Source organism: Pseudomonas sp. BF-RE-22, from assembly GCF_019956155.1.
In the GTDB taxonomy this organism is placed as follows: domain Bacteria; phylum Pseudomonadota; class Gammaproteobacteria; order Pseudomonadales; family Pseudomonadaceae; genus Aquipseudomonas; species Aquipseudomonas migulae.
Genome location: NZ_JAHBDD010000086.1, coordinates 194,608 through 207,625, shown reverse-complemented (window position 1 = coordinate 207,625; position 13,018 = coordinate 194,608). Strand labels below are relative to the sequence as shown.

14 protein-coding genes are annotated in these 13,018 nt (G+C 59.3%); 10 read left to right on the top strand and 4 right to left on the bottom strand.

What is annotated here, in order from left to right:
* The first annotated feature begins 4 nt into the window (after positions 1–4).
* Genes KGA82_RS28215 through KGA82_RS28205 form a run of 3 tightly spaced genes read left to right on the top strand, consistent with a single transcriptional unit; the run spans position 5 to position 1,229 of the window.
* Positions 5–481 (top strand): YchJ family protein, encoded by a 477-nt coding sequence (locus KGA82_RS28215; RefSeq protein ID WP_008040831.1) that lies wholly within the window; start codon positions 5–7, stop codon positions 479–481.
* 47 nt (positions 482–528) lie between these two features.
* Positions 529–1,023 (top strand): LEA type 2 family protein, encoded by a 495-nt coding sequence (locus tag KGA82_RS28210; RefSeq protein ID WP_008040830.1) that lies wholly within the window; start codon positions 529–531, stop codon positions 1,021–1,023.
* Positions 1,020–1,229: an SEC-C metal-binding domain-containing protein gene (locus tag KGA82_RS28205; RefSeq protein ID WP_007906737.1), complete on the top strand. Its 210-nt coding sequence runs from the start codon at positions 1,020–1,022 to the stop codon at positions 1,227–1,229. The genes KGA82_RS28210 and KGA82_RS28205 overlap by 4 nt, the downstream gene beginning before the upstream one ends.
* A 186-nt stretch (positions 1,230–1,415) precedes the next feature.
* Here the strand turns inward: KGA82_RS28205 and KGA82_RS28200 are convergent, their stop codons facing one another.
* Positions 1,416–1,973 (bottom strand): cysteine hydrolase family protein, encoded by a 558-nt coding sequence (locus KGA82_RS28200; RefSeq protein ID WP_223453230.1) that lies wholly within the window; start codon positions 1,971–1,973, stop codon positions 1,416–1,418.
* 1,109 nt (positions 1,974–3,082) lie between these two features.
* Here KGA82_RS28200 and KGA82_RS28195 point away from each other — a divergent pair.
* The 6 genes from KGA82_RS28195 to KGA82_RS28170 all read left to right on the top strand — a co-directional run bounded on the left by KGA82_RS28195 (position 3,083) and on the right by KGA82_RS28170 (position 10,053).
* Positions 3,083–5,533 (top strand): penicillin acylase family protein, encoded by a 2,451-nt coding sequence (locus KGA82_RS28195; RefSeq protein WP_223453229.1) that lies wholly within the window; start codon positions 3,083–3,085, stop codon positions 5,531–5,533.
* 336 nt (positions 5,534–5,869) lie between these two features.
* Positions 5,870–6,652, top strand: coding sequence for a transporter substrate-binding domain-containing protein (locus KGA82_RS28190; protein WP_223453228.1), 783 nt, complete (start codon positions 5,870–5,872; stop codon positions 6,650–6,652).
* Between the two features lie 56 nt (positions 6,653–6,708).
* A complete protein-coding gene (locus KGA82_RS28185; RefSeq protein ID WP_008030068.1) occupies positions 6,709–7,437 on the top strand; it encodes an ABC transporter permease in 729 nt (242 codons plus the stop codon).
* Positions 7,434–8,144: an ABC transporter permease gene (locus KGA82_RS28180; protein WP_008030066.1), complete on the top strand. Its 711-nt coding sequence runs from the start codon at positions 7,434–7,436 to the stop codon at positions 8,142–8,144. Before KGA82_RS28185 ends, KGA82_RS28180 begins: the two co-directional genes overlap by 4 nt.
* Positions 8,145–8,156: 12 nt before the next feature.
* The gene (locus KGA82_RS28175; protein WP_223453227.1) at positions 8,157–9,275 is read left to right on the top strand and encodes a succinylglutamate desuccinylase/aspartoacylase family protein; all 1,119 of its coding nucleotides are present in this window, start codon (positions 8,157–8,159) and stop codon (positions 9,273–9,275) included.
* A gap of 13 nt (positions 9,276–9,288) precedes the next feature.
* Entirely contained in the window at positions 9,289–10,053 is a 765-nt protein-coding gene (locus KGA82_RS28170; RefSeq protein WP_008030062.1) for an ABC transporter ATP-binding protein, read from the top strand.
* Between the two features lie 131 nt (positions 10,054–10,184).
* On the opposite strand, the gene KGA82_RS28165 is transcribed toward KGA82_RS28170, so the two are convergent.
* Positions 10,185–10,394 (bottom strand): hypothetical protein, encoded by a 210-nt coding sequence (locus KGA82_RS28165; protein WP_084321795.1) that lies wholly within the window; start codon positions 10,392–10,394, stop codon positions 10,185–10,187.
* Positions 10,395–10,501: 107 nt separating this feature from the next.
* Positions 10,502–11,068, bottom strand: coding sequence for a dCTP deaminase (gene dcd, locus KGA82_RS28160; protein WP_008030058.1), 567 nt, complete (start codon positions 11,066–11,068; stop codon positions 10,502–10,504).
* A 353-nt stretch (positions 11,069–11,421) separates the two neighbouring features.
* On the opposite strand from dcd, the gene KGA82_RS28155 reads away from it, so the two are divergent.
* A complete protein-coding gene (locus tag KGA82_RS28155) occupies positions 11,422–11,631 on the top strand; it encodes a cold-shock protein (protein ID WP_002554837.1) in 210 nt (69 codons plus the stop codon).
* A gap of 211 nt (positions 11,632–11,842) precedes the next feature.
* Here KGA82_RS28155 and KGA82_RS28150 read toward each other — a convergent pair whose 3' ends face one another.
* Entirely contained in the window at positions 11,843–12,850 is a 1,008-nt protein-coding gene (locus KGA82_RS28150) for a DUF481 domain-containing protein (RefSeq protein ID WP_008039264.1), read from the bottom strand.
* Between the last annotated feature and the right edge of the window lie 168 nt (positions 12,851–13,018).

The window sequence follows — 13,018 nt, the reverse complement described above, 5'->3', positions numbered from 1 at the left end:
CGCAATGAGTACATCCATTTGCCCTTGCGGCAGCGGCACCCTGCTGGACGCCTGCTGCGGTCATTACCATGCCGGGCATCCGGCGCCTTGTGCCGAAGCGTTGATGCGTTCGCGCTACAGCGCTTATGTGTTGGGCCTGATCGATTACCTGGTAGCGACCACCCTGCCCGCGCAGCAGTCCGGCCTTGATCGTCAGTCCATCAGCGACTGGAGCGCGCAAAGCACCTGGCTCGGCCTGGAGGTGGAAAGCTCCGAGGTGTTCGGCGGTCAACCGGAACACGCGTTCGTGACTTTTACCGCACGCTGGCACGATGGCAGCGGCGAACACAGCCACCGCGAGCGCTCGTCGTTCGTGCAGAACGCCGGCCACTGGTACTTCATCGACCCCACTGTGCCACTCAAGGCCGGACGCAACGATGCCTGCCCATGTGCCAGCGGGCAGAAATTCAAGAAGTGTTGCGCGGGGTATTTCGCCAGTTGAGGTGATTCGTGAAGGGCTAGACTGGGGATCAAGGGAGAAACACAACCATGATCAGCCGACGTCGCGTCCTGCATACGCTCACCCTGCTCCTGTTTCTCGGACTCGGCGGCTGTGCGTCCTGGTTCAGCGACGATGAACCGGAACCTGAAGTGCATCTGGTCAAGGTCGAAGTGGTCCGGGCGAAACTGATGGAGCAACGTTTCCTGTTGTTCTTTCGCGTCGACAACCCGCGCGACAGCGACCTGACGGTGCGCGGCCTCGAATACCGGATTCACCTGGGCGATATGTTGCTGACCGAAGGCGAGCACGAACACTGGTTTACGGTCGGCCCCAAGCACAGCGCGTATTTCAAGGTGCCGATCCGCACCAACCTGTGGCCCAAGGTGCGGGATCTGGTGAAACTGTTGAAAAAACCCGAGCAACCTATCCCCTATCGCCTGGAAGGTGAGCTGGAAACCGGTGTGTTCATCGCGCACTACGTGCACCTGGCGCGCAAAGGCGTGATAATCCCCGCCGATTTAATTCCGGAGCACACCCGATGACCCAGCAACCCCACGTCCATGGCCCTGACTGCAACCACGATCATGACCATCACGACCACCATGATCACGACCATGGCCATGTCCACGGCCCGAACTGCGGCCACGCTCACCAGGAGCCGGTGCGCAACGCCCTGAAGGACGTCGGCCGCAACGACCCTTGCCCGTGCGGCAACGGCAAGAAATTCAAGAAGTGCCACGGCGCTTGATGCTTCGGACGATGTTTTTCATCGCCTGTTGAATCGCTTCGCCGGCAAGCCGGTCTCGCTCCCACACTGGATTCGTGAATGACACAATCCCCTGTAGGAGCGAGGCTTGCCCGCGAAAAAGGCACCGCGATTATTCAGGCAAACCGCGTCATCTTCTTCGCGGGCAAGCCTCGCTCCTACAGTCATTCAGTCGGTCATCAGGATCAGCGCACTGCTGACGACCGTGGCGTATTCGCCGTGCAGATTGCCCAGCGACATCGCATGCACCTCTTCAGCTGAATGCGCATTGCCGAAATAATCCGCTTTGTCGAACGTGAAGCACGCATCCTCCGCCACCCACGTATCAAACCCCAGGTTACCGGCCGTTCGCGCCGTGGACTCCACCGAGTTGTGGGTCGCGACGCCCACGATGACCAACTGATCGATCCCCGCCTCGCGCAAACTTGCCTCCAGCGCCGTCGTACAAAACGCATCCGGCACCTGTTTCTGAATCAGTTGCTCGCCGGCCAATGGCTGGAACCGCTCCTGAAACTCCACGCCCGATTGCTGCGGCCAGAACACTGAGTCCGGTGAACGGGACAGGTGCTGTACGTGGATCACCGGCCGCCCGGTTCGCCGCCATAGCCCCAGCAAATCCAGGATCCGCGCCTCGGCCTGAGGGTTATTTCGCCGGCCAAGCCTTGGTTCCAAAATGCCTTTTTGTTGATCGATGATGATCAGTGCTGCGTTGATCTTGAGCTCCATGCTGACTTTTCTCACGCGAGGTCATTGAGTTTCACGCACTTGAGCATCACCGCCTCCTACAGGCAAGTCCTCGATCGCAAACGGGACGATCTGATGTTCGCGGTTGCTGTCTGAACTTCACGATGCCGCAACGAATACAGCAAGGTGAATTCGGCTAAGGCTTGAGAGTGATCGATTGGGTGTATATCCGGTTCTTCGGTAACGGCGGCTATTGGTTTCGCCCTTACGGCGAGTCACTTGGAAAAGCCCCAAGTAACCAAGGGCTCTTGCCCCTTTCGTTCGGTGCCTCGCTCCGGCCTCTCGAGGGCGCGCTCAGATCAAAAGCGGAAGGCGAGCTAACGCTCGGCCTGATGAGTGGTGAAAAGCAAAAGCAAACGCGATTTCCTGTAGGAGCGAGGCTTGCCCGCGAAAAACGACCGGACAACGCGTTCATTCAGACAGTACGCGTTATCGTTGACGTCCATCGCCAGCAAGCTGGCTCCTACAACTTCGACCGTGTGAACCCGATCCCTGTAGGAGCCGGCTTGCTGGCGATGGCGCCCTTCCAGTCAGTAAATGCGTCGACTGACCCACCGCAATCGCCAGCAAGCCGGCTCCTACAGAGGATCGGTGTACAGGTCCGGAATGAGTGGCGCACCACGATGCGGGAGAGTGCGCACGATTGATGAGCCAGGTCGGCTTTCAGGCCGCCTCGGCGGCTGTGGCGGTAGTCGCCCCCTCGAGAGGCCGAGTGGAGGTTCTGCGCAGTGGGCAACCCGGCATGGATGCCGGGTTAGCCGCCCCCGGCCATGGATGGCCGATGGCGGCGGGCCCACGGAGCAGGACCGGAGCGAGGGGACCCTGAGCCTTAGCGAAGGGCCGAACGAAAGGGGCAAAAGCGCTTGGTTACTTGGCGCTTCTCCAAGTGACTCGCCGTAAGGGCGAAACCAATAGAAGCCGTAACCCCAGGAATGGATATGTACTCCGAACCAAAAAACAACAGCATCAACCCCAACCATCACGGTTTATCCGACAAATCCTGAAATAACCCCCTACCCTGCTTGCGCGGCCACCTCCTGCTCTCTAACGTAGCGCCTTTACTGACGCTACCCCCCCGCAGGAGCTTTGCCATGGCCTCGCCAGCCCTCACACATTTTCTTCCCCGGTTCGGCGTTGCCGCAGCAGTGGCCGGTGTTTTGAGCCTGTCCGGTTGTCAGACCTGGAACGCCCAAGACACACTCCCGCCCACCACCGGCGTACAGCCGCTCAAAGGTCTGGCGCAAAACGTTTCGGTGCGCCGCAACGCCATGGGCGTGCCGTTGATCGAAAGCAGCAGCTTCCACGACGCGCTATTCACCCTCGGCTATGTACACGCGAGCGACCGCATCACGCAGATGGTCACCCTGCGCCTGCTGGCCGAAGGCCGGTTGTCGGAGATGTCCGGTTCGGACCTGCTGGACGCCGACCGCTACATGCGCGCCGTCAACCTGAAGAAAAGCGCCGGCGAGTTGTACAAGGCCTCTTCGCCGCGCCTCAAACGCTTCTTCGAAGTCTATGCGCGCGGGGTCAACGCCTACCTGTTCCGCTACCGCGACAAGCTGCCGGCCGATCTCACCGCCACCGGCTACAAACCCGAATACTGGAAACCGGAAGATTCAGCGCTGATTTTCTGCCTGCTGAACTTCAGCCAATCGGCGAACCTGCCCGAGGAAGTTTCCTCGCTGGTACTGGCCCAATCGGTCACCACCGACAAACTCCCGTGGCTGACACCGTCCGCCCCCGACGAAAAACTGCCGGTGGCCGAAGCCGAAAAACTTCAGGGCCTCAAGCTCAACGGGGCGATTCCAGGTCTCGCCGAAATCAGCAAAGCCACCGGCCAACTGTCCGATCTGAATCTGCTGGGCGCCACATCATCGAACAACTGGGCGATTGCCCCGCAACGCAGCCGCAGCGGCAAAAGCCTGCTGGCCAGCGACAGCCATGGGCCGCTGGGCGTGCCGTCGCTGTTCAGTTACGTGCAGATTCGTGCGCCGAAATACCAGGCGTCCGGCGTGACCATCGCCGGTTTGCCGATGGTGCTGGGCGGTTTCAACGGCAAAGTCGCGTGGAGCATGACCTCGGTCATGGGCGACAACCAGGACCTGTTCCTGGAAAAAATCCAACGCCAGGGCAACGGTCTTTCCTACGAAGTCGGCGGCAAATGGCAGCCGGTTATCGTTCGCAACGAAACCTATTTCGTCAAAGGCCAGCGGCCGATTCGCGAAGCAGTGTACGAAACGCGCCACGGGCCGCTGCTCAACAGCGCCAAAGGCACGGCGCTGGGCAACGGTTTGGGCCTGGCGTTGCAAACACCGAACTTCACCGATGACAAATCCCTGGACGCGTTTTTCGACCTGTCTCGCGCACAAACCGTGGAGAAAGCCTCGGACGCCAGCCGTGAAATCCGTGCGATCACCCTGAACCTGGTCTTTGCCGACGCCAGCAATATTGGCTGGCAAGTCACCGGTCGTTACCCGAACCGCCGCGAAGGCGAAGGCCTGCTGCCATCGCCCGGCTGGGAAGGTCGTTATGACTGGGACGGTTACGCCGACGCAATGCTGCACCCGTACGATCAAGACCCGGCGCAAGGCTGGCTCGGCACCGCCAACCAGCGGGTCATTCCCCATGGTTACGGCATGCAGTTGTCCAATTCGTGGTCGGCACCGGAGCGTGGCGAACGCATGGCTGAACTGGCCGGCGTGGGCAAACACGACACCCGCAGTGTGATCGCCATGCAATACGATCAGACCACCACGTTCGCCGCCAAACTGAAAAAGATGTTTGCAGCGCCGGGCATGGCCCAGCCGCTCAAGCAGGCCATTGAAGCCCTGCCGGTCGCCGATCGCGGCAAGGCGCACGAAGCGTTTACCCGCCTGATGGCGTTCGACGGCAAACTCGCCGCGACCTCCACCGATGCAGCGATTTACGAGCTGTTCCTGCAGGAAAGCGCCAAGCAAACCTTCCTCGACGAACTGGGCCCGGAAAGCAGTCCAGCGTGGAAAGCCTTTATCGCCAACGGCAAGTTGTCCTACGCGGCGCAGGCCGATCATCTGTTGGGGCGTGAAGACAGCCCGTTCTGGGATGACGCACGCACACCGCAGAAAGAAGACAAACCGGCGATTCTCGCCCGCAGCCTCGCGGCGGCCATCACCGCAGGCGACAGTCAGTTGGGCGGCGATCACAAAGCCTGGCAGTGGGGCAAACTGCACCGCTATGAATGGAAGAACGCCAGTGGCCAGACCGTACGCGGTCCGCTCGCGGCCGGCGGCGATCACACCACGTTGAACACGGCGGCGTTCGCCTGGGGCCAGGACTTCAACACCACGCTGGCACCGGCCATGCGCTTCATCGTCGATTTCGGCCAGACCGAACCGTTGATGGGCCAGAACGGTACCGGCCAGTCGGGTAACCCGGCCAGCCCGAATTACCTCGACAGCGTTGATCCGTGGTTGAAGGGGCAATACGTGAGTCTGCCGATGCAGCCGCAGAACTTCGACAAGGTCTACGGGACCAAGCGGTTGACGCTGACACCCGGTAAATAACGCAATCCCCCCTGTAGGAGCTGGCTTGCCGGAACGCCGCACCGCAGCGATGGACTCACATGCACCGCGTTTAACCAGGCAGTGCGCGTAATCGTTAACGACCATCGCCAGCAAGCCGGCTCCTACAAAAGCCATACTGCGTGTTCAATGACGGTGCAGCTATTTCCCGGCGCCCGTTTTCGTGCATAAATCCCGTCCAGCCATTTCTTGAATCACCTTTTAAAACGCTTGTTCGGGACTCTGGTTCGGAAATTGCTACTTTCAATAGGTCTTACGCTTTCCAGTAACAATAATTCTGCGCCACAAGCGCTCATATTGGTTCTTAGGGATTGAATAATGAAAAAAGCATTGCTGACCCTTTCTGCACTGGCGTTGTGCATGGCTGCCGGCTCCGCGCTGGCCAAGGAATACAAAGAACTGCGTTTTGGCGTTGACCCTTCCTACGCACCGTTCGAGTCGAAAGCGGCCGACGGTAGCCTGGTGGGCTTTGATATCGATCTGGGCAATGCCATCTGTGCCGAGCTGAAGGTCAAGTGCAAATGGGTCGAAAGCGATTTCGACGGCATGATTCCGGGCCTGAAGGCCAACAAATTCGACGGTGTGATCTCTTCGATGACCGTCACCCCGGCCCGCGAAAAAGTCATCGACTTCTCCAGCGAGCTGTTCTCCGGCCCAACCGCTTATGTGTTCAAGAAAGGTTCCGGCCTGACCGAAGACGTCGCGTCCCTGAAAGGCAAGACCGTAGGCTACGAGCAAGGCACCATCCAGGAAGCCTATGCCAAGGCCGTGCTGGACAAGGCTGGCGTGAAAACCCAGGCCTATCAGAACCAGGATCAGGTGTATTCGGACCTGATGTCCGGTCGCCTCGATGCCGCGATCCAGGACATGTTGCAAGCCGAACTGGGCTTTTTGAAGTCGCCAAAGGGCGAAGGCTACGAAGTCAGCAAGCCGGTTGACAGCGAATTGCTGCCAGCCAAAACAGCTATCGGTATCTCCAAAGGTAACACTGAGCTGAAAGCGCTTTTGGATAAAGGTATCAAAGCGTTACACGATGATGGCACCTACGCCACCATTCAGAAGAAACACTTTGGCGATCTGAATCTGTACAGCGGCAAATAATGCCCGGCGCCCATCTCGCGATGGGCGCTTTTTTTATCCGATCAGGTTGCTGATTTATGTTCGAAAACCTATTACAAAATCTGGGGCTCTCAGCCTTCAGCCTCAAGGGCTTCGGTCCGTTGCTGATGGAAGGCACCTGGATGACCATCAAATTATCGGCGTTGTCGCTGCTGGTGGCCGTGTTGCTCGGCCTGCTCGGCGCCAGTGCCAAACTGTCAAAAGTCAAACTCGTGCGCGTCCCGGCGCAGGTCTACACCACGCTGATTCGCGGCGTGCCGGACCTGGTGCTGATGCTGCTGATTTTCTACAGCCTGCAAACCTGGTTGACGTCGTTCACCGATTTCATGGAATGGGAATACATCGAGATCAACCCGTTCAGCGCCGGGGTCATCACCCTGGGCTTCATTTATGGCGCGTATTTCACCGAAACCTTTCGTGGCGCGATTCTCGCGGTGCCACGGGGCCAGGTCGAAGCGGCCACCGCCTATGGCCTCAAGCGTGGCCAGCGGTTCTGGATCGTGGTGTTCCCGCAGATGATGCGTTTCGCCCTGCCGGGTATCGGTAACAACTGGATGGTGATGCTCAAGGCTACCGCGCTGGTGTCGATCATCGGCCTCGCCGACCTGGTCAAGGCTGCCCAGGACGCCGGCAAAAGCAGTTATCAACTGTTCTACTTCCTGGTGCTGGCTGCGCTGATTTACCTGCTGATCACCAGCGCCTCCAACGTCATCCTGCGCTGGCTTGAACGCCGCTACGCCGCTGGTTCCCGGGAGGCCGTACGATGATCGAACTCCTGCAGGAATACTGGAAACCCTTCCTTTACACCGACGGCTACAACATCACCGGCCTGGCCATGACCCTGTGGCTGCTCAGTGCGTCGATCTTCATCGGTTTCCTGGTGTCAATCCCGCTGTCCATCGCCCGGGTGTCGCCGCACTTCTACATTCGCTGGCCGGTGCAGTTCTACACCTACCTGTTTCGCGGGACGCCGCTGTATATCCAGCTGCTGATTTGCTACACCGGCATCTACAGCCTGGCCGCCGTGCGAGAGCAGCCGATACTCGATGCGTTCTTTCGCGACGCGATGAACTGCACCATCCTCGCCTTCGCCCTGAACACTTGCGCCTACACCACGGAGATTTTCGCCGGGGCGATTCGCAGCATGGCCCACGGAGAAGTCGAAGCGGCCAAAGCCTACGGCCTGACCGGCTGGAAGCTGTATGCCTACGTGATCATGCCGTCAGCCCTGCGTCGCTCGCTGCCTTATTACAGCAACGAAGTGATCCTGATGCTGCACTCGACCACCGTGGCGTTCACCGCGACCATCCCGGACATCCTGAAAGTCGCGCGGGACGCCAACTCGGCGACCTTCCTGACCTTCCAGTCGTTCGGCATCGCCGCGCTGATCTACCTGACCGTCACCTTTGCGCTGGTCGGCCTGTTCCGCCTCGCCGAACGCCGATGGCTGGCGTTCCTCGGGCCGACCCACTAGGACTTTTCGCACATGCGCCACCAGATACATGACTTGCTGGCCCCGCTGCCGGGGACCGCACGACAGATTCACAGCTTTCACTTCGGCCCGACGTCGGCCCAGGGCAAGATCTACATCCAGGCGTCACTGCACGCCGATGAAATGCCCGGCATGCTGGTCGCCTGGCACCTCAAACAGCGCCTGGCCGAGCTTGAAGCCGCCGGCCACCTGCGCAGCGAAATCGTGCTGGTACCGATTGCCAACCCGGTCGGACTAGAACAAGTGCTGATGGATGTACCGCTGGGCCGCTACGAGCTCGAAAGCGGGCAGAACTTCAATCGCTGGTTCGTCGATTTGAGCGAGGAAGTCGGCAATGAGATCGAAGGCCAGCTCGGCGACAATCCGCAGCGCAACCTCGAACTGATTCGCAACAGCCTGCGCCAGGCTCTGGCGCGACAGACTGCCAGCACTCAACTGCAATCCCAGCGCCTGATCCTGCAACGACTGGCCTGTGACGCGGACATGGTGCTGGACCTGCATTGCGATTTCGAAGCGGTCGCGCACCTCTACACCACGCCCGAGGCCTGGCCACAGGTCGAGCCGCTGGCCCGCTACATCGGTGCCGAAGCGAGTCTGCTGGCCACCGATTCCGGCGGTCAGTCGTTCGACGAGTGTTTCACCTTGCTCTGGTGGCAGTTGAAAGAGCGCTTCGGCGAACACTTCGACATTCCGCTCGGCAGCTTCTCGGTCACCGTCGAATTGCGTGGCCAGGGCGACGTCAATCACCCGTTGGCCAGCCTCGACTGCCAGGCGTTGATCGATTACCTGATTCACTTCGGCGCGATCGCCGGCGAACCGGCGCCACTGCCGGAACTGCCGTATCCCGCCACGCCGCTGGCGGCCGTCGAACCGGTGGCCACGCCCGTGGGCGGTTTGCTGGTGTTCACCGCGCTGCCGGGGGAATACCTGGAGGCCGGGCAACTGATCGCCGAAATCGTCGACCCGATCAACGATCTCGTCACCCCCGTTCACTGCACTGTCGCCGGGCTGATGTACGCCCGCTCGCTACGGCGCATGGCCACTGCCGGCATGGTGATCGCCCACGTCGCGGGCACCGAAGCCTATCGCAGCGGCTACCTACTTTCGCCTTGAGGATGCATGCCCCATGTACAAACTGACCATCGAAGGCCTGCATAAAAGCTATGGCGATCATCATGTGCTCAAAGGCGTTTCACTCAAGGCCAACACCGGCGACGTCATCAGCCTGATCGGCGCCAGCGGCTCGGGCAAAAGTACCTTTCTGCGCTGCATCAACTTTCTCGAACAGCCCAACGACGGCGCCATGAGCCTGGACGGCCAGAACATCCGCATGATCAAGGATCGCCACGGCATGCACGTGGCCGACGCCGATGAACTGCAACGGATCCGCACCCGCCTGGCCATGGTGTTCCAGCACTTCAACCTGTGGAGCCACATGACCGTGCTGGAAAACATCACCATGGCTCCGCGCCGGGTGCTGGGTTGCAGCAAGCAGGAAGCCGAGGACCGCGCACGTCGTTACCTCGACAAGGTTGGCCTAGCCGCACGCGTGGCCGACCAGTACCCGGCGTTTCTTTCCGGGGGCCAGCAACAACGGGTCGCCATTGCCCGCGCATTGGCCATGGAGCCGGAAGTCATGCTGTTCGACGAACCGACCTCGGCGCTCGACCCGGAGCTGGTGGGTGAAGTGCTTCGAGTGATCCAGGGCCTCGCCGAAGAAGGCCGGACCATGATCATGGTGACCCACGAAATGAGCTTCGCCCGCAAAGTGTCGAGTCAGGTGCTGTTTCTGCACCAGGGCCTGGTCGAGGAAGAAGGTGCGCCGGAAGACGTGCTGGGCAATCCGAAGAGTGAGCGGCTGAAGCAGTTCCTCAGCGGCAACCTCAAGTAACACGTAGCTGTTGTAGGAGCGAAGCTTGCTCGCGAAAGCGGTGGATCAGGAGAGAAAGATGTCGGCTGACCCACCGTCTTCGCGAGCAAGCTTCGCTCCTACAAATACAAGCCATTCATTCGCGTGGTTGATCACACAACCGGCGCGGGAGGCGGCTCATCCGGCAGGGTCGGCTCACCGGGTTCGGTCGGTTGTTCGTTGGGGGTATCGGGATCAGGCTGGCCGGGGATGCCCCCCGCCATGCTGATGGGCGGATGTGCCAGCAACGACCAGGCCAAAACGCCAACCTGATTGGGCTCAAGCCTTGCCAGTTCGGCACTTATACGCGGGTCGATCTTCATATAGCACTCCTGAGCGATGGCCCGATCCGCCTTGCGCAGATCGGAGCAGTACACCCCATAGAGTGTACGCTCGCCCAGGAATTCCCACGGTTTGTCAGACGGTTGACTCAGGTGCGTGGCAGCGTCACGCCGCGTTGGCCCTGATACTTGCCGCCACGGTCCTTGTAGGACACTTCGCACTCTTCGTCGGACTCAAGGAACAGCATCTGCGCCACGCCTTCGTTGGCGTAGATCTTCGCCGGCAGGTTGGTGGTGTTCGAGAATTCCAGGGTCACGTGGCCCTCCCACTCAGGCTCAAGCGGGGTGACGTTGACGATGATGCCGCAGCGGGCATAGGTGCTTTTGCCCAGGCAAATGGTCAATACGTTGCGCGGAATACGGAAGTACTCGACGGTGCTGGCCAGGGCGAAGGAGTTCGGCGGGATGATGCAGACGTCGCTGTGGATATCGACGAAGCTGCCGGCATCGAAGTTTTTCGGGTCGACGATGGCCGAATTGATGTTGGTGAACACTTTGAAGTGATTGGTGCAGCGAACGTCGTAGCCGTAACTCGACACGCCGTAGGAGATCACTCGGCTATCGTCGCTGCCGCGCACCTGGCGCTCGACGAACGGTTCGATCATGCCCTGCTCTTGCGCCATGCGGCGAATCCACTTGTCCGATTTGATGCTCATGGCGGGTGTCCTGAATAGCGAGGTGGAAAAAATCTGTCCGGCATCTTACCGGGGCGCGCCGCCGGTTCAAAGTCCGGGGCACAATTCTTGGCGATCCCCCTTAAATTCCGGACCTCGACGGCAATACAATGCACCGTCAGTCACGAAAACAGAGAAACCTTCGCAGGAAGCATTGGCACGTTCCGGAAAAAGGGTTAAGGTGGCGCCACTGTGCTGCTTGTGTCACTGAGAATCTCTACACGATATGTTGAATTTCGATCCAACCATCTACAAGAATTTTTCCTGCTCTTTGCACTCAGTCTCGGCCAGGGTTCTTCCTGAGTCGCAGTTATCTTTGTTCAAGGAGTTACACCATGTCTAATCGCCAAACTGGTACCGTTAAGTGGTTCAACGATGAAAAAGGCTTCGGCTTCATCACTCCACAATCCGGTGACGACCTGTTCGTTCACTTCAAAGCTATCCAATCCGACGGCTTCAAAAGCCTGAAAGAAGGCCAACAGGTTTCTTTCATCGCTACCCGCGGTCAGAAAGGCATGCAAGCTGAAGAAGTTCAAGTTATCTAACTTGTACTTGCTTTAGTAAAAAGCCCCGCCCTTAAAAGCGGGGCTTTTTTGTGGGTGGGTGTTTTGTAGTGATCCAAACGCTATGGACAGTACTGACGCCTTCGCGGGCAAGCCTCGCTCCTACAGGTTTTGCGTCGATCGCGATTTCCGATACCGACGCAAAACCTGTAGGAGCGAGCGGTGCGGCGATCCGACTTGCCCGCGAATGGATTTACCAGGCCACACCGAACCCAGCGGTGTAGCGGGTCTTGTCCAGATCGGCATCGTCTGTACCGCTGATGATGTCTCGCTCGGCCTTCAGGTTAAGCGACGCCCACTCGGTCACTTTGTAGCGCAAGCCCATTTCGGCATCGAGCGCATAATCCGCCACACCCGACAACGGCTTGCCCACTTCGCCATTGGTGAAGAACTCCACCTTCTTGCCGATCAGGTAGCGGTTGTAATCCCACTTCATCGCCAGGGAATAGAAGTTGTCCTTGCTGCCGTCGGAGAACTGGTAGTCCGTGTGGTTGAACAGCGAGCCGAGCGAGAATGCGCCTAGCTCGTCATCCCAGAACTGGTAACCCGGACCGGTACCGACGGTGCGCTGACGGGAGAGCTCTTCAACCTTGTCGCGCTTATAAACCGCGCGACCCTGCCAGAACCATTTCTCGGTCAGGAAGCGGTCGAGCGAGTACTCGCCCCGCCAGTTGTCGGTGGTGACCACGTCATCCTGGAATTCACGGTTGTACTCGCCTTCGGCGATATGCCGCCATCTGCCATGGCGTGCAGTGGTCTTGAAGTCGACATCGTAGTCGTCGGTGTCCTTTTCCGCCCGCTGGTAATCCAGCGCCGCATCGATATTGCCTTTCCAGACCAGATCCTCAACCACCGGCTTGGGCTTGAGAATCTGCTGGATGCTCGCCAGCTCGACGGTCTTCGGTGCCTCGCCGTTTTCCAGCGTCACCTTGCCGTCGTCTGCCGCGTGCAGCGACTTGGCCTTCTCACCGCTGTAGGCATCCTGCTTGACCAGCAACTCCTGATCGCTCTCCAGGGTTTTGACCTGCTTCCAGTCGATTGGAACCGAACCGGCGTATTCGGTCTGGATCACCAGCTTGCCGCCGTCAAACAGAGTGATCTTGCCACTCAGCTTGTCACCGTTCTTTAACCACACGGTATCGGCGAGCAAGGGCGTGGAAGCACTCAGGACAGCGAGGCACAACAGGGTTCTGGACACCATAAGCAAAGACAGGCTCAAGTTTGCGAAAAAAGTCGGCATTATCCATAGGAATAAGGCCCTAACAAGGACTGACCCGCCCATCTCTATTGAGTTCATTTCTCAATTACTGATCGAGGATTTACCCTACAGACGGTCAGCCACTGTAGGTGCGAGCCTGCTCGCGATAAA

Coding starts and splice junctions, on each gene's coding strand:
- KGA82_RS28215 (WP_008040831.1), top strand. CDS start 5: ATGAGTACATCCATTTGCCCTTGCGGCAGCGGCACCCTGCTGGACGCC.
- KGA82_RS28210 (WP_008040830.1), top strand. CDS start 529: ATGATCAGCCGACGTCGCGTCCTGCATACGCTCACCCTGCTCCTGTTT.
- KGA82_RS28205 (WP_007906737.1), top strand. CDS start 1,020: ATGACCCAGCAACCCCACGTCCATGGCCCTGACTGCAACCACGATCAT.
- KGA82_RS28200 (WP_223453230.1), bottom strand. CDS start 1,973: ATGGAGCTCAAGATCAACGCAGCACTGATCATCATCGATCAACAAAAA.
- KGA82_RS28195 (WP_223453229.1), top strand. CDS start 3,083: ATGGCCTCGCCAGCCCTCACACATTTTCTTCCCCGGTTCGGCGTTGCC.
- KGA82_RS28190 (WP_223453228.1), top strand. CDS start 5,870: ATGAAAAAAGCATTGCTGACCCTTTCTGCACTGGCGTTGTGCATGGCT.
- KGA82_RS28185 (WP_008030068.1), top strand. CDS start 6,709: ATGTTCGAAAACCTATTACAAAATCTGGGGCTCTCAGCCTTCAGCCTC.
- KGA82_RS28180 (WP_008030066.1), top strand. CDS start 7,434: ATGATCGAACTCCTGCAGGAATACTGGAAACCCTTCCTTTACACCGAC.
- KGA82_RS28175 (WP_223453227.1), top strand. CDS start 8,157: ATGCGCCACCAGATACATGACTTGCTGGCCCCGCTGCCGGGGACCGCA.
- KGA82_RS28170 (WP_008030062.1), top strand. CDS start 9,289: ATGTACAAACTGACCATCGAAGGCCTGCATAAAAGCTATGGCGATCAT.
- KGA82_RS28165 (WP_084321795.1), bottom strand. CDS start 10,394: ATGAAGATCGACCCGCGTATAAGTGCCGAACTGGCAAGGCTTGAGCCC.
- dcd (WP_008030058.1), bottom strand. CDS start 11,068: ATGAGCATCAAATCGGACAAGTGGATTCGCCGCATGGCGCAAGAGCAG.
- KGA82_RS28155 (WP_002554837.1), top strand. CDS start 11,422: ATGTCTAATCGCCAAACTGGTACCGTTAAGTGGTTCAACGATGAAAAA.
- KGA82_RS28150 (WP_008039264.1), bottom strand. CDS start 12,850: ATGGTGTCCAGAACCCTGTTGTGCCTCGCTGTCCTGAGTGCTTCCACG.